Origin of the sequence: Glycomyces sp. L485, from assembly GCF_022548875.1 — a bacterium.
Lineage (GTDB): Bacteria > Actinomycetota > Actinomycetes > Mycobacteriales > Micromonosporaceae > Glycomyces.
Genome location: NZ_JAKZEW010000012.1, coordinates 23,883 through 38,728 on the forward strand (window position 1 = coordinate 23,883; position 14,846 = coordinate 38,728).

General features: G+C 67.5%; 12 protein-coding genes. 7 read left to right on the forward strand and 5 right to left on the reverse strand.

Annotation, left to right across the window (positions count from 1 at the left end):
* Positions 1-148: 148 nt before the first annotated feature.
* The 3 genes from L0U85_RS08515 to L0U85_RS08525 are packed head-to-tail and all read left to right on the forward strand — an operon-like array spanning position 149 to position 5,687.
* Entirely contained in the window at positions 149-805 is a 657-nt protein-coding gene (locus L0U85_RS08515; protein ID WP_241377326.1) for a hypothetical protein, read from the forward strand.
* A complete protein-coding gene (locus L0U85_RS08520) occupies positions 802-3,966 on the forward strand; it encodes a DUF87 domain-containing protein (protein ID WP_241377327.1) in 3,165 nt (1,054 codons plus the stop codon). Before L0U85_RS08515 ends, L0U85_RS08520 begins: the two co-directional genes overlap by 4 nt.
* A gap of 2 nt (positions 3,967-3,968) precedes the next feature.
* Positions 3,969-5,687, forward strand: coding sequence for an AIPR family protein (locus L0U85_RS08525; RefSeq protein WP_241377328.1), 1,719 nt, complete (start codon positions 3,969-3,971; stop codon positions 5,685-5,687).
* Between the two features lie 56 nt (positions 5,688-5,743).
* Here the strand turns inward: L0U85_RS08525 and L0U85_RS08530 are convergent, their stop codons facing one another.
* From L0U85_RS08530 to L0U85_RS08540, 3 genes are all read right to left on the reverse strand, one after another.
* Positions 5,744-6,043: a hypothetical protein gene (locus tag L0U85_RS08530; protein ID WP_241377329.1), complete on the reverse strand. Its 300-nt coding sequence runs from the start codon at positions 6,041-6,043 to the stop codon at positions 5,744-5,746.
* A 124-nt stretch (positions 6,044-6,167) separates the two neighbouring features.
* Positions 6,168-7,439, reverse strand: coding sequence for an MFS transporter (locus L0U85_RS08535; RefSeq protein WP_241377330.1), 1,272 nt, complete (start codon positions 7,437-7,439; stop codon positions 6,168-6,170).
* Positions 7,436-8,773 (reverse strand): GH1 family beta-glucosidase, encoded by a 1,338-nt coding sequence (locus L0U85_RS08540; RefSeq protein WP_347177398.1) that lies wholly within the window; start codon positions 8,771-8,773, stop codon positions 7,436-7,438. The genes L0U85_RS08535 and L0U85_RS08540 overlap by 4 nt, the downstream gene beginning before the upstream one ends.
* Before the next feature lie 234 nt (positions 8,774-9,007).
* On the opposite strand from L0U85_RS08540, the gene L0U85_RS08545 reads away from it, so the two are divergent.
* Together L0U85_RS08545 and L0U85_RS08550 are read left to right on the forward strand one after the other, a co-directional pair.
* Complete coding sequence (locus L0U85_RS08545; protein WP_241377332.1) at positions 9,008-9,478, forward strand: VOC family protein; 471 nt, start codon at positions 9,008-9,010, stop codon at positions 9,476-9,478.
* Between the two features lie 78 nt (positions 9,479-9,556).
* Positions 9,557-10,711 carry a GTP-binding protein gene (locus tag L0U85_RS08550; RefSeq protein ID WP_241377333.1) on the forward strand — a complete coding sequence of 385 codons (1,155 nt, stop codon included), beginning with the start codon at positions 9,557-9,559 and terminating at the stop codon, positions 10,709-10,711.
* A gap of 289 nt (positions 10,712-11,000) precedes the next feature.
* Here the strand turns inward: L0U85_RS08550 and L0U85_RS08555 are convergent, their stop codons facing one another.
* Positions 11,001-13,187 carry a hypothetical protein gene (locus tag L0U85_RS08555; protein WP_241377334.1) on the reverse strand — a complete coding sequence of 729 codons (2,187 nt, stop codon included), beginning with the start codon at positions 13,185-13,187 and terminating at the stop codon, positions 11,001-11,003.
* Positions 13,187-13,564: a hypothetical protein gene (locus L0U85_RS08560; protein ID WP_241377335.1), complete on the reverse strand. Its 378-nt coding sequence runs from the start codon at positions 13,562-13,564 to the stop codon at positions 13,187-13,189. The genes L0U85_RS08555 and L0U85_RS08560 overlap by 1 nt, the downstream gene beginning before the upstream one ends.
* A gap of 281 nt (positions 13,565-13,845) precedes the next feature.
* Between L0U85_RS08560 and L0U85_RS08565 the strand changes: the two genes are divergently transcribed.
* Together L0U85_RS08565 and L0U85_RS08570 are read left to right on the forward strand one after the other, a co-directional pair.
* Positions 13,846-14,346, forward strand: a complete 501-nt coding sequence (locus L0U85_RS08565; protein ID WP_241377336.1) for a GNAT family N-acetyltransferase — start codon at positions 13,846-13,848, stop codon at positions 14,344-14,346.
* A gap of 137 nt (positions 14,347-14,483) precedes the next feature.
* Positions 14,484-14,795, forward strand: a complete 312-nt coding sequence (locus L0U85_RS08570; RefSeq protein WP_241377337.1) for an L-rhamnose mutarotase — start codon at positions 14,484-14,486, stop codon at positions 14,793-14,795.
* The last annotated feature ends 51 nt before the right edge of the window (positions 14,796-14,846 follow it).

Sequence of the window (14,846 nt, forward strand, 5' to 3'; positions counted from 1 at the left end):
CCTCAATGCTCGGTCCTACCGCGAGGACGAACCTGCCACCACACCGTCCGTGACCGACTCGTTCTCGGGGGTGGCGCACGGCGAGCCGGTGCGTTATCGTGCGGTAGTTCCAGCAACCCCGATGTCTTCCGCTACGGAACGGACTCCCATGCCTGTTGCTCCCTTCACCGTCCCCCAAAGCAATCTCCTCCTGGCACTCCTACACCTGCGCGACCCGGCGACCACCGCCGAATTCGACGAGACGTTCGGATTCAGGAAGGTCGAGACCGACGTGAGGAAGGTCCTCTCCGAGCGCGGTCTCCTCGCGTACCGCAAAGAGGGTCGCTCGTTCGTATACGAACTCACCGATGCCGGATGGCTCGCCGCACGTCAGATCCTCGGGACCGCTCCTCCGCAAGGACTCTCGTCGCGCACCGCCAGAATCCTGTGGGCCGTGCTTCGGGACGTGTCAGCCTATATGGAGCGAACCGGAACTGAACTGGCCGACATCTACGCCGTGCCTGTGCCCTCACCTGAGGATTCGCCGCGTTCCGTGTCGTCGTCGGAACCGGCCGACCTCGTCATCCAGGCGTACGGCGAACTCGGCGACAAACCCGGAGCATGGCTTCCACTGCGCGAACTACGCCGACACCTCGCCCATCTCGAGCGTTCGGCACTGGACCTCGCGCTCACCGACCTGTTCGACAAGCACGAGATTCAGTTGATGCCCGAGGAGAATCAGAAGGCGCTCAGAGCTGAAGACCGGGACTGCGCACTGTGGCTCGGCGGGGAGTACAAGCATTTCATGTCCATTGAGGCGCGATGACCGGCGAGCTTGACGCCCTGCGGAAGGTTCCCACCGAGTTCGCCTTGACCCCGGACGAAATGTGGGACGACGACGCCCGCCCCCATGTCGTCGGTATCAACGACGTCGCGTTCGAAGCGATCCGAGAGCGGATCGATGCCGCGAAGAACAGCTCCCAGGCCAGCGTCCGCGGGCTGCCCGTCGTCGGCCAGGGCGGTACCGGCAAGACCCACCTGCTCGGCCTCGGCCGCCAGACGGTCCAAGACGCCGGCGGCCACTTCGTCCGACTCAACATCGTCAGAGTCGACGACTTCTGGTCGAACCTCGCCTCCAGCTATCTCCACGCGCTCAACGTCAGGCACCGGCGAGGCGGCAGCGGGCTGGAAGTCCTGCTGAACGCGCTGGCCGACAAGGCCGGGCTCGACGCCGCCACACGCGAAACCCTGCTGGTCCGCCGGCTGCCCGACCGACAATCGGTCTACCGGTTCTCCGACGCGGTCAGGTCGCTCGACGAAGCGACCCTGGCGGGAACCAGGCACACGCTGCAAGGGCTGCTGCTCCTGTTCGCCGCCGACGGGAACCTCGCCGACATCGGCGACATCTACCTCAACGGCGGCGAGTTCGACCCCGAAGGCCGCTTCGGGCCGCACCGGCCCGTACCGAAGTCCGCGCTGGAACGCGCCCGGGAACTCTCTCACCTGATGGCGTTGACCGGGCCGACACTCATCGCCGTCGACCAGATCGACGACATCGTCCGGGCGTCCAGGCGAGCCACCGGCACGGCCGGCGGCTCCCACACCGGAGAGCTGCTCGACATGCTCGGGATCGGACTCACCGATCTGCGCGACCAGACTCGCCGCACCACCGTCGTCCTGTCCTGCCTTCCGCACATCTGGGAGGAGTTCCGGGACAACACGACCAGCACCGTGCTGCAGCGGTTCACCGAACCGGTCATGCTCGACAACCGACTCCCCGACGTCGAAACCGCGGCCAGGCTTCTGGCGTCGATGGTCGAACCGGCCTACAAGGAAGCGGGTTTCGACCCTCGCTACCCGTCGTACCCCTTCCCGCCCTCCGGCTTGGCCGGTGCCGACCGGTACACCCCCCGGCGGCTGCTCAACGCCGCCAGCGCGCACATCCGCGCATGCCTGGCAGCGGGAATCGTCACCGAGGCCACCGCCCTCGACTCCGCCCCGCGGCCCGCGGCGACGCCTCCGGCCGCAACCGATGACCTGAGCGCCCGTTTCGAGCGCTACCGATCCACCGCCGAAATCAGCACGGCCGTCGACGCCGAGACCGAGGACTCGCGCATGCCGCAGCTGATGTGCGCGGTGCTCCGCGCATGGATCCTCGAACAGGACGGTCGCCATTACGAAGTGCGCCCTCCGGCCGGGGCACGCCCGAGTGCCCATGCGGAAATCCTGCTGAAGAGCTCCGAAGGGCCCGGCGAGCGCTGGACGTTCCGCGCCGTGGCCAGTACGAACGCCCGGGCTGTGGGCAACCGGGTGAGCAAGCTGTTCGACTATGCCGGGATCGGCCGCGACAACCCCGTCGAACACTGCCACGGCATCCTGTGGGTGACCGCGCCCGCCCAGGAATGGGGCCGATGGGGACCGAACACCCAGGCCCGCCGCATCGTCTCCAGCTTCGAAGCCGAGGGGCTGGTCATCCCCGCCGACAGCGAGGACCTGAAGAGCATCGTCGCGTTGCACCGCCTGGAGGCCGAACACCACCCCGGCTGGGAGGAGTGGCTGCGCAAGCACCGACCGGCGGGCCGCACCCGGCTGCTGAGCGCCGTGTTCGGCCCCCCGAATCCGAGCAGCGCCGCAGAGCCCCCGGAGCCGCCGCCGGATCCGGAACCCGACGCTCCGACCCGGCCGGTCACCTCGATCGACATCCCGCTGCCGCGCCCCGAGAACCGGCCGGGCCCGGTGCCTCCGGGCTCAGGCGTGGCCTTCGGCAGCCGCGCCGGGGGAGGCGTCCTCACCATCGAGCTCGCCACACTCGCCAAACACACCGCGATCTTCGCCGGTTCGGGCTCCGGCAAGACCGTGCTCATCAAACGCATCGTCGAAGCCTGCGCCCTGGAGGGTGTGTCCTCGATCGTCCTCGACCCCAACAACGACTTGTCGAGACTCGGCCGGGCCTGGCCCGAGCCGCCGGACAACTGGCTCGACGGCGACGACGGAGCCGCCGAGCGATACCTCTCCGACACCGAGGTGGTGGTGTGGACGCCGGGGCGAACATCCGGGCGGCCGTTGAGTTTTCAACCGCTGCCCGACCTGTGCGCGGTCGCCGACGACCCCGACGACTTCGAAATCGCCCTCGACACCGTCGTATCGGCACTCGCCCCACGGGCGAGGATCAACCGCTCCACGGCGAAGGACGAACGCCAACGCGCCGTCCTGCGAGAGGCGCTGCGGTCGTTCACCTACTCAGGCGGGGGACATTTCGATACATTCCTCGATCACCTCTCGCAACTGCCGCCCGAATCGAGCCTGTTCGAAGACGCTCCGAAGACCGCCGCAGACATCGCCGCCACCCTCCGAGCGGTGCGTGTCAACGACCGCCTGTTCGCCGGCGACGGTGAAGGTCTCGACCCCGGGGTGCTCCTCACACCGAAACCCGGCCGCCGGGCCCGAGTCTCGGTCGTGAACTTCATGGGCCTCCCCTCAGAAGAGCAACGCCAAGGCTTCGTCAACCAGCTCCAAATGGCCCTGTTCTCCTGGCTCAAGAGCAATCCGGCCGCTGGACGTCCGCTCGGCGGCCTGCTCGTCCTCGACGAGGCTCAGACCTTCGCCCCCGCCGTCGGTTCCACCCCTTGCACCGACTCGACTCTGGCGCTGGTCTCCCAAGCGCGCAAATACGGCCTCGGCATGGTCTTCGCCACCCAGGCGCCCAAGGGCGTCCACAACCGCATCGTCGGCAACAGCGCCACCCACGCCTACGGCAGACTCAACGCCCCCGCCCAGATCGCGGCCGCCGCCGCGATCGCCGAGGACAAAGGCGGCACCCCCGTCGACCTCGCCCATCTCTCGACCGGCCAGTTCTATGTGGTGACCCCTGGACTGTCCACCCAGCAGGTCGACGTGCCGATGTGCCTGAGTCACCATCCGTCGACCGCGCCGACCAGCGAGGAGATCCTGGCGGCCGTCAGAGCCGAGACCGATACCGGAGGCTGACCATGGACCAGGTCATCGAGGAACTGCTCGCGTCGTTCCGCGAGCGACACGAACTGGCCGACCTGGCCGGCGACGAACTGTTCGAGTCGTTCGCGGCGCACTGCGTCCTGCATCAGTTCCACGAGGAGAGCTTCGCCCCCGACGCCCATCGCGTCGGCGGCGGCAATGATCTGGGCATCGACGCGTGGGGCATCGTCGTCAACGGCGACCTGCACCACGATCTCGACGGAGTCAAAGAGGCCCTCGAACGCGAACGCGAGTTCAACGCAGTCGTCATCATCGTGCAGGCCAAGACCAGCGCATCCATGGAAGGCAAGGTCATCGCCGACTTGGCCGACAATCTCAGGCAGGTCTGCGACCGCGACGAGATCGTTTACACCGCCTCTCCCGAGATCCGCGAGCTGCAGCAGGCGCTGCGGGCGATCTACGACAGGCACCAGTACAACGCCGCGGGCAGCCCTCGACTTGAGGTCCGATACGTGACCTGCGGGGGTGATCCGAACGAGTACCTGGAGGAGAAGTGCCGATCGGCGGAACGCACCGTCGACGCGCTCGGGCGGTTCGACCGGGTGCGGTTCGAATGCATCGGAGCCAGGCGCCTGCAGCGACTGTACGCGCTGGCGAACCGGAAGGTCCGCGTGAACTACCTGTGGGCCAACAAGTCGGCGATGCCGCCGATGAAGGGGGTGAAGCAGGCTTGGATCGGGATGCTGCCCGCGAAGGTGTTCGTCGGAGACATACTCGCCGATGAGGGCGGGAGCATCCGCAACTTCCTCTTCCAGGACAATCTGCGACCGTTCCTCGGCATGACCAACGAGGTGAACACCGGGATCAGGCAGTCGCTGGAGGACCCGGTAGGGCGCGGTAGGTTCGCCGTGCTCAACAATGGGATCACCGTCATCGCCCAGAGCTTCACCTCCTCGGGCCACGAGTGCCACATGACCGACTTCCAGATCGTCAACGGCTGCCAGACCGGGCATGTGCTCTTCGAATGCCGCAACCTCTTGACCGACGACGTCCACGTCAAACTGACGGTGATCGAACCCGAAGGCGAGGACATCGTGAGCCGGATCGTCGTCGCCACGAACAAGCAGACCGACATCACCCGCGAGAACCTCGCGGCGAACGAGACGATCCATCGTGACATCGAGGACTACTTCAAGACCACCAAGACCCCGAGAGACCTGTACTACGAGCGACGCTCGAACCAGTTCGACACTGACACGTCGATCACCAAGACCAGGATCATCAAGCAAGGACGACTCACCCAGTCGTACGCGGCGGTCTTCCTCGGCCTCCCGCACCGGGCTACCCGCCCCACCGAGCTGCTCCGAGACAAGAAGATCAGGCTCTACCGCGACGACCACCATCCGATCGCCTATTACACGGCGGCCGCGATCTGGTACCAGGTGGAGTGGCTGCTGCGCAACCAGCGGCTCGACCGCAAGTGGAAGCCCATGCGGTTCCTGCTGATGGCGGCCCTGGGACAGCGGCTCTCGGGCGGACGGCGCCTGCCTTCCAATCCCCGCAAGGCAAAGGCCCACTGCGAACAGATCCTCGAGACCGTGTGGGACCGAGCCAGAGTCGAGCAACTGGTCTGCTCCCTCGCTCCGGTCCTCGAACGCCTCTGCGAAGCAGAAGGAACCGGCCGGAGTCTCGGAGACCTCTCCCGTACCAAGACCTTCGCCGACCGGTTCCTCCAGGCCGCGTCTTCCGAATAGGCACCGCTGGACCCGTTAGACGCCGCCATTGGTACCCGGTCTCGGGAACCGCGCGGTCACCGGTTCTCTTGGAGCGTCTTCAGCCCCTTCATGAGGTCGTCGATGTTCATGACGGGCGTGAGGTAGGTCTCGGCATGAAGTTCCTCGAACAGGGGCTCGGAGATCACCGGCATCTGCGAAGGGTCCTTCAGGTCGAAGAACACCATCATGCTCCGCATCCCGTCCTGCGGGAAGAAGTAAGTCGCCTCGGGGTTGAGCTTGTCCAGCGTGGCCTTGAGCGTCTTTGACATGTCCCCGTTCATGATCGCCTTGTTCCCGGCCTCGACGGGGATCTGCACCTTGAGACAAACGCGCATCGCACCATCCTCCTGACGCCGCGTCGGCCGAGCACGCCTGTCGTGCTCCCGAGCCCCGCGACGCCTCCATCACACACGGCGCCGATGCGGGTGTCAGCGGTTCGGGGATTTCTTCGCCCGACGGTCAGGGAACCGATTTGATCTTCCATACGAGGGCGCCGCCGAGGAGGGTCACGACGGCCGTCAGGGCGTACAGGCCCGTGTAGCCGCCAAGGCCCGCGACGATCGGCGCGGCCAGCGCCGGCCCGAGCACCTGCGGAGCGGAGTTGGCGATATTGATGACGCCCAGGTCCTTGCCCCGGTCCGCCGCTTCGGGAAGGACCTGTGTGATGAGCGCCTGGTCCACGGAGAGGTACACGCCGAATCCCGCACCCATGATCGCGGCGGCCGCCATGGACATGGGCCAGGTGTGCCAGAACGTCAGCAGCACCGCGGCGAACGCCATGACGGCGGCGGACACGGTAACCGGCGCCTTGCGGCGGCCGATCCGGTCCGACAGGACGCCTCCGGCGACGGCGGTGGCGATCACCCCGGTGGTGTAGATCAGCGTGAGGATCAAGACGCCCTCGTCGGCGCTGTGCCCGGGGAACAGCTGCTCGTAGCCGACGGCGTCCTGCAGGAAGAACAGGAGGTACAGGGTGCCGGTCGCATTGCCGAGCATCACCAGGAAGCGCGTGAACCAGGCCCAGGCGAAGTCGGGGTGGGCGCGCGGGGAGATCCACAGCCCCGCGAGCATCGGCCGCCACGAGACGGGCTTGCGGGCGGCCCGCGGCAGCGGAGGGTCGGGTGTGGACAGCACGAACGGCAGCACCATCGCCGCGGCGGCCAGGCCGATCACCAGGTATCCGGTGGCCAGGCCGGTGACCAGCATCGTGACGATGACGGCGCCGACGACCAGCCCCAAGGCCTGCGGGAACCCGATCCATCCTGAAACGGTCGCGCGCTGCCGCACCGGGACGTGGTCGGGAACGGCGGCGTTGAGGCTGGCGTAGCCGGCGTTGAGCGCGGCCTGTGCCACGCACCAGAGGAGCAGCACTCCCGCGACGGTGGTCTGCATCCCGAGGAGCCACAGTGCCGCGGCGCCGACGGCGACCCCGCCGAGCGTCCAGGGGTGGCGTCGGCCGAACCGGCCGGTGGTGCGGTCGGACAGCGCTCCGGCCAGCGGGTTGGCGATCACCGCGACAAGTGCGCCGGCACCGGTGACCAGGCCGAATGCGGCGACCTTCGAGTCGGGGGCGATGGCGGCGAGCTGGAGGGGCAGGAGCACCTGGATCGGGGTGAAGAAGGCCATGTAGAGGCCGAGCATCCCGGTGGTGATCCCGCCGATCCAGACCGGACCGACATTGCGCTGCGGTTCTGCGAGGGCGGCGGGCGGCTGGATCGGGGTGGTGGTCATCGGCGCTGCCCTGCGATCAGTTCGCGATACCAGTCGAAGGACGCCTTCGGGGTCCGGTTCCGCGATTCGGGGTCCACATGGACCAGTCCGAACCGCTGGTGGTAGCCCTCGGCCCATTCGAAGTTGTCCAGCAGGGACCACACCAGGTAGCCGCGGACGTCGGCGCCCTGGTCGATAGCTTCCGCCACGGCCCGCACGTGCGCCTCCAGGTAGTCGATCCGGGCCCGGTCGGCGATGGCGCCGTCCGCGTCGGGTGCGGTGAAGTAGGAGCAGCCGTTCTCGGTGATCCACAGCGGCGGCAGGGCGTCGCCGTAGTCCTCGGTGAGGTCGGTCAGTGTTCGGGTGAGGCCGGACGGCAGGACCGGCCAGCCGAAGTCGGTCGTGTCCACACCCTCGAACTCGGTCGTCTCGAACGGCAGCGGGGAGCCCGGAACGGGTGCCGCCAGTCGCGTCGGGTTGTAGTAGTTGACGCCCAGGCCGTCGAGCGGCGCGGCGATGGTCGCCAGGTCGCCGTCCTCGACGAACGGCAGCGCATCGCCGTCGACGCCGAACGCCGCCAGGTCGGGGTACCGGCCCAGCAGCACAGGGTCGGTGAACATCCCGCGGTGCAGCGTGTCGTAGGCCCGCGACGCGGCGACGTCTTCTTCGGATCCGCCGGCCGGCACGGCGGGGGAGTAGCTGTTCGTCAGCATGACGTGCCCGGCGCCGGACGCTCGCAGCGCCTCGACGGCCAGTCCGTGTCCGAGCAGTTGGTGATGGGCCGCCGGGAGCGCGTCGAGCAGCAGGGAGTGTCCGGGGGCGTGTCGGCCGAGCGCGTAGCCGAGCGCCATGTGCTCGAATGGCTCGTTGAGGGTGATCCAGTGCCGCACCCGGTCGCCGAGCCGCGCGGCCACGACGCCGGCGTACTCGCCGAACCGGCCGGCGGTGTCGCGGTCGAGCCAGCCTCCGACGTCTTCCAGCGCCTGTGGCAGGTCCCAGTGGAACAGTGTCGCCATGGGCGTGATCTCGGCGGCCAGCAGGGCGTCGACCAGTCGGTCGTAGAAGTCGAGGCCGGCCGCGTTGACGGCGCCGACGCCGGCGGGCAGGATCCGGGGCCACGACACGGAGAACCGGTACACGTCGACGCCGAGGCGCCGCATCAGTGCGATGTCCTCGGGATACCGGTGGTAGTGATCGCAGGCGGTGTCGGCGGTGTGGCCGTCGCGGATCTTCTCGTGGGAGTGGACGAACGTATCCCATATGGACTGACCGCGGCCTTCCTCGCCGGTGGCCCCTTCGATCTGGAAGGCGGAAGTGGAAACGCCCCAGGCGAACCCGCCGGGCAGACTCGGCATTGCGCCCATGGGCACCTCCGAAAGCGACAGTGAGTGACTTTCGCGAATCTACCAGTTTCAGAACTCGCCGGTAACCCTCCGAACAGCGGACTATTCGCGTCGAGGTGCGGCCTCGGCGTCGATTTCCCCGTTCGCCGCAAAATGTCGGAGGTCGGTGATTGTCTGGGAGCGAAACGCGGGGTTCGCGACGCGGCCTTCGCCGCCCCCCGCCCTACCGATCAGAGAGGATCTGTCATGACCGACGTGCAACCGATTCCCGCCGGATACCCGCGGGTCACGCCCTACCTGTTCGTCGACGGCGCCGCAGACGCCATCGAGTTCTACAAGACGGTGCTCGCGGCCGACGAGAAGGCGCGCATGGACGGGCCGGACGGCAAGGTCGGCCACGCCGAACTGAAGATCGGTGAATCGCTCATCATGGTGGCCGACGAGTTCCCCGAGATGGGCTCGCGCAGCCCGAAGAGCGTCGGCGGCACCCCGGTGGCGATCCACGTCTACGTCGAGGACGTCGACTCCGTGTTCGCCTCGGCGCTGGCCTCCGGGGCCAAGCAGCTCAGCGAAGTCACGGACGAGTTCTACGGCGACCGTACCGGCGGATTCGAGGACCCCTGGGGCCACTCCTGGTACGTCGCCACGCATGTCGAGGACGTGCCGCCCGCCGAGATGGAGAAGCGGGCGGCCGAGGCGATGTCCGGCATGAGGTGAACCTCGTTGTCGTCACGCGCCCGGCCCTGGCAGGCCGGGCGCTGATCGACCTCTATACTGGTAACCATTTTCAATAAAATGGGGGTACCAGTGAAGAAACTGCCGGTGACGGTGCTATCGGGCTTCCTCGGCGCGGGGAAGACCACGCTCCTCAACCACGTGCTGCACAATCGCCGCGGCATCCGGGTCGCGGTCATCGTGAACGACATGAGCGAGGTCAACATCGACGCCGGCATCGTCCGGGACGGAGGGAGCCTGTCGCGCACCGAGGAGCGCCTGGTCGAGCTGAGCAACGGCTGCATCTGCTGCACGCTTCGCGACGACCTCCTCGAAGAGGTCGCCCGGCTCGCCCGGGAGGACCGCTTCGACTACCTGCTCATCGAATCGAGCGGCATCTCCGAGCCCATGCCCGTCGCGGCGACGTTCGCCTTCGGCGAGTCGGATCGGGGACCGCTCTCGGATCTCACCGAGCTCGACACCATGGCCACCGTGGTCGACGCCGCCAACTTCCTGATCGAGCTCGGCCGCGCCGACGAACTGGTCTCGCGCGGGCTCGACGCCTATGAGGACGACGACCGCACCGTCGCCGACCTCCTGATCGACCAGATCGAATTCGCCGACGTCATCGTGGTCAACAAGACCGACCTGGTCTCGCCGGCGGACGCCGACCGCATCGAGGCGGTCGTGCGGCGGCTCAACCCCGAGGCGCGCCTGGTCCGCGCCGAGCACGGGCGGATCCCGGCCGAGCGGGTGCTCGGGACCGGCCTGTTCGACCTCGACCGGGCCCAGGGCGCGCCCGGCTGGGCCAAGGAGATCAACGGCGACCACGTGCCGGAGACTGAGGAGTACGGCATCTCCAGCCTGCTGTTCCGAGACCAGGCCGCCTTCCATCCCGAGCGGCTGTGGAGCCTCGTCGAGCGGCTGGACTCGGGGCGATTCGGGAACGTGCTGCGGTCCAAGGGCTTCTTCCACCTGGCCACCCGCCCGCACGTTACCGCCCTGTGGTCGCAGGCCGGGGCCGTGGCCCGCTTCGATCCCTTCGCCGCGCGAGACGACGGCCAGGGCCAGGAGCTGGTCTTCATCGGCGTCGACCTCCGCCACGCCGAACTCGAACACGCCCTACGCGAATGCCTGGCAGAACCCGGCGCGGACATCGAGGCGATGACCGACCCGTTCGAGCCCTGGGAGACCGGCGGCCTCCACGACCACGAACACTCGAGCGCCGTCCACTGAGCAGACTCCGCCACTGCGGCCTTCCGACGTCAGCCCCCGCAGCGGGCGCGCCGCGAAATCGAGCGCTCCCGATTCCGACAGCGCAGTATCCGGCCTCTTCCATGGGCACGGATGACTACACGCTCGATCGGCGGGTCGTCCATGGTGACGACGCGGTGCGGGACGGGCCCCGAGTCTGCCGGTCAGGTCGGCGGTGGTGGCGGACGGTCACTCGGGCCTTGGGGTGGGACGCGCTACTTCGCGAAAGCCCGCTGCCAGACCGTGTCCTGCGTCGCTGATGGACTGGTAGTCAGTGGTCGGAGACCGGGTGGTCCGGCGGCCGGCGCGGTCCGGGCAGAGCGGGCCTTTCTCGGCTCTCGAGCTCATTTCCACCGTTGAACGACTCTCGCTGGAAGAACCGGCGCTGCCGGGACCGCTCGGTGAGGATCCAGTCCTTGCCCTCTCCCGCGATCGACTGCAGAATGCGGAGGCCTTCGGACGCGCCGGACGTCTCCATGGCGAGCTCCAGGAGCTCCTTCGACTCCTCATGGGTCTTGGCGGCCAGATTCCGATAGCGCTGGTTGTCGATGACGATCTTGATCACCCGCCCGTGCAGCCTCAGATCCATCGCATGCGCGAGGGTGCTGTTGCCGTTCGGTCGCAGCTGATCGCGGTCGACGAGGGTGGCCCCGTTGTCGCCGTAGCGGACGCCGAGCTCGACCAGCATCGCCGAGATGATCATCTCGTAGCGGAAGTTGTCCATCGACGGGGCGATCTGCGAACCGTCCTCGAAGTCGAGTTTCGCACCGTAGATCCGCACCCCGTTGTTCGTCAGCAGGAAGATCCGAAGCTGATAGGTCGAATAGCGGATCGGGCCTCCCGGCACCCGCGCCGCCCGCGCGTCCGGGTCGGGCTCAGTGATGGCGAAGTGCGCCAGGACATCGCGGTGGGTCAAATGGATCTCGTTCATGGCCTGCATGCGCAGCCAGCTCAGGTCGGCGTCGAGCCATTCGGCCATCTCCCAGTCGCTGGGCCTGTCGCTCAGCCAGTTCCTCCAACTGTCGTAGCGCACCATTTCGGAAGCGAGCAGTTCTTCGGCCCATGCCCGGCGCTCGGCGTCGAACCGCGAGCGCATTGCGAGGCGAAGGCCGTTGTAGCCGAGGATCGCGACCGCGACCGCGGCGGCCAGACCGCCGAAGGCCGCCGCGGCGGCCTCCAAACCGTCGGACAGGGCGGTCGCGGCGACGGTCGCCGACACCATGAGCGCCCCAGCGCCCACCAGGCCCGGTTTCGCATGCGCCGGAGCGGGAGCCACACCGGCCTCCTTGTGGTGGAGGGTGCCGGAGGTCGCCGCTTCGGCGAACTGGTCCGCGTAGTGGAACGCCAACCAGTAGACGCCCTCGACGTCGACCGTCACTTGCCGGTTGCCCTGCTCGAAGTACTGTTCGGCGATTCTGCAGGCCAGAGAATGCCGGGCCTCGCCGGTCTGCAGCAGCCACTGCGCGGCAGTGCGGTCCTGCGGCGGAGACTCCTTGAAGGCATGCTCCAGGGCGACGGCGACCTGGTTTCGGAATTCCATGACCTGCGGCCAGCGAACCCAGAGCGCATCGGCCATGACGCCGCGGTAGTGGCGGGCACGCAACTCGATCCGCTCGCGCCGCAGCATCAGTGCCGGGGCGCACCACGCAATGAGGGCCAGGCCGCCGACCGCGCCCGCGACCACGAGCCAGAACGAGACCGCATCGGAGCCGAAGTACAGCAGCAGCCCCACCAGCGAAGCGAGGCCCGCTCCGGCCGATGCGAATGGCCACGCACCAGGTGAAGTCCAGTGAGGAATCGAACGGAGTCCGGGTTCAATGGGATCGGTGATGAAGAACTTGGCGACGCGGCCGACTCGGCCGTGATCGAACCGGCGTTGCTTCGCCCCCTGGTAGAGGTCCTGCCAGTACAAGTCCATGACCGTGCCGTCGATGACCCTGTCCAAGTGCCGCGTGATGTCGTCCCTGCGCTCCGGGTCCAGGTTCCGCAGCCGACCGAGTACTTCCTTGACCCTCGCAACGTCCTCGACCGAGATCGTCTCCGACGCGGCTTCCCGGGTGAGGCTCGAGATCTCGAGCAGGCCCTCCACGACGAGCGTCGATTCGGCGAAGGCGTCACCGGCCCTGCGGTCGAACGACTGCAGACATGCGCGAAGCTCGTTGAACGACTCGGCGCCCAGGTCGATGTCCGAGCGTCCGCTGAGAATGGCCAGCGCCCAGAAGAACCACAGGCGGTTCTCGCGCATACCGCCGTCGTAAGCCGCGGAGAACAGCTTCTCCGCGCTTCGCGGCATGTTCCCGCGTAGGCGGTGCAATCCGGTCTCGAACAGCTCGGCAGGGTCGTCGGACTTCGACATGTACACGTTGAAGTCGCCGTGGAAGGTGCCCGAATTCTGGAGGACTCCGCTCGCGTCGCCGCCGATCGCGTTCGCGCCCGGTGGCGCCTGCTGCTCGTCCATCAGCCGAGGCCCTTGATCGTTTCGATCGCCCCGCTCACCGTCCGGACTACCCTCGTGCAACCGCCGACGATGTTCTTGACGTGGCCGAGCGTCTCTGCCAGGCGCGATCGGGACTGCTCGTTCTCCGCCTCCGGTGCGGCGGTGTCGAGTACCGCCGCCGCGCTGGCCGTCTCGGCATCGCTGAGCTCGCCCGCGGCGTTCGCTTCGGTCAGCGCTCGCCGGACGGCCTCGAGTGCTTCGGCCGCTTTGCGGTCGACTTCGCTCAGTCCGTCTGCGCCGCGTGCGTCGATCGAGATGTCGCCGCGCATATCGCCGGAGTTCTGGACGACTCCGCGCGCGTTGCCTTTGATGATGTTGGACTTCGAGGGTTCGGGCATGGGCGCTCCTGTGGTGCGCTCTCGGTGGAGAGCAGGGGATTCCGCGCTGGAAGCGGTAATTGTGACCGATTCTAAGCAAGCGGTGACGACCGCGCAAGCCGATGCGATCCACGGGGTCTGGCCTCTGAGTCCTACTGAGACACGATTGGGCCACTGGTCGATTCATTCCGGTGGTCCGTTCGATTGAGAATTCCGGACGATCGGCCGATCCGGTGCGGGGCATCCGCCCGTGTCGTGCGTCGGTGCAGGGCGCGTGTTCACCGGTCATAGACTCGCGTGTGATGAACGAGCACACCGTCCTTTCCGACGGCGCGGTCCTGCGCCGCGCCGCGCCCCGCGACCTGCCTGAGGTCCTTCAACTGATCAGGGACCTCGCCGACTACGAGCGCGAGCCCGATGCGGTCGAGGCGACCGTCGAAGGTCTCGACACCGCCCTGTTCGGGCCGAATCCGGAGGTCTACGCGCACGTCGTCGAGGCCGGCGGCCGCATCGCCGGCATCGCCGTCTGGTTCCTGAACTTCTCGACCTGGACCGGCAAGCACGGTATATACCTCGAAGACCTCTATGTCGACCCGGGTTTCCGTGGAAAGGGCTTCGGCGCCGCGCTCCTGCGAGAGCTCGCCCGGATCTGCGCCGCCAACGGCTATCAGCGGCTCGACTGGTCGGTGCTGAAGTGGAACGAGCCCTCGATCGCGTTCTATGAATCGCTCGGCGCGGTTGCGATGGACGAGTGGGTCGGCTACCGGCTCACCGGCACCGCACTGCGATCACTCGGCGCCTGACCACCGCGGCTTCGCCTGGATCGAACCTGGCGGCGATACGGGGCCGCACCGTGGGATCATTCGATCGACTGAGACCGCTCCGCGCGATACCCGCGCGGTGCGGTCCTCCGGTTTCCGAAACGACAGGGGAGGACGCGATGGAACAGGTGGCACTGCACACCAGGCTCAAGGTGGGCCGCGAGGCCGACTACGACCGGATCCACGCGACGATCCCGGCCGAACTGGACACCGCTCTGCGCGAGGCGGGCGTGAAGCGATGGCGGATCTGGCGGCACGGCCGGGATCTGTTCCATCTCGTCGATGTCGAGGACTACCAGGCCATGAGGCATGCCCTGCGAGACCATCCGGCCAATGTGCCCTGGCAGGAGCGGATGGCGGAGCTGCTGGAGGTGCCCGACGACTACTCCGGAGCCGACCGGGGCCTGCCACTGGTCTGGGAGCTGCCGTAGTCCGGTTGGCATAATGTCTCGGATACATCAGATGTTTTTCTGAAGGGCGTG

What these genes read in the sequence shown, in the direction of transcription:
- L0U85_RS08515 (WP_241377326.1), top strand. Translation starts at nt 149, where the DNA reads ATGCCTGTTGCTCCCTTCACCGTCCCCCAAAGCAATCTCCTCCTGGCA.
- L0U85_RS08520 (WP_241377327.1), top strand. Translation starts at nt 802, where the DNA reads ATGACCGGCGAGCTTGACGCCCTGCGGAAGGTTCCCACCGAGTTCGCC.
- L0U85_RS08525 (WP_241377328.1), top strand. Translation starts at nt 3,969, where the DNA reads ATGGACCAGGTCATCGAGGAACTGCTCGCGTCGTTCCGCGAGCGACAC.
- L0U85_RS08530 (WP_241377329.1), bottom strand. Translation starts at nt 6,043, where the DNA reads ATGCGCGTTTGTCTCAAGGTGCAGATCCCCGTCGAGGCCGGGAACAAG.
- L0U85_RS08535 (WP_241377330.1), bottom strand. Translation starts at nt 7,439, where the DNA reads ATGACCACCACCCCGATCCAGCCGCCCGCCGCCCTCGCAGAACCGCAG.
- L0U85_RS08540 (WP_347177398.1), bottom strand. Translation starts at nt 8,773, where the DNA reads ATGCCGAGTCTGCCCGGCGGGTTCGCCTGGGGCGTTTCCACTTCCGCC.
- L0U85_RS08545 (WP_241377332.1), top strand. Translation starts at nt 9,008, where the DNA reads ATGACCGACGTGCAACCGATTCCCGCCGGATACCCGCGGGTCACGCCC.
- L0U85_RS08550 (WP_241377333.1), top strand. Translation starts at nt 9,557, where the DNA reads ATGGGGGTACCAGTGAAGAAACTGCCGGTGACGGTGCTATCGGGCTTC.
- L0U85_RS08555 (WP_241377334.1), bottom strand. Translation starts at nt 13,187, where the DNA reads ATGGACGAGCAGCAGGCGCCACCGGGCGCGAACGCGATCGGCGGCGAC.
- L0U85_RS08560 (WP_241377335.1), bottom strand. Translation starts at nt 13,564, where the DNA reads ATGCCCGAACCCTCGAAGTCCAACATCATCAAAGGCAACGCGCGCGGA.
- L0U85_RS08565 (WP_241377336.1), top strand. Translation starts at nt 13,846, where the DNA reads ATGAACGAGCACACCGTCCTTTCCGACGGCGCGGTCCTGCGCCGCGCC.
- L0U85_RS08570 (WP_241377337.1), top strand. Translation starts at nt 14,484, where the DNA reads ATGGAACAGGTGGCACTGCACACCAGGCTCAAGGTGGGCCGCGAGGCC.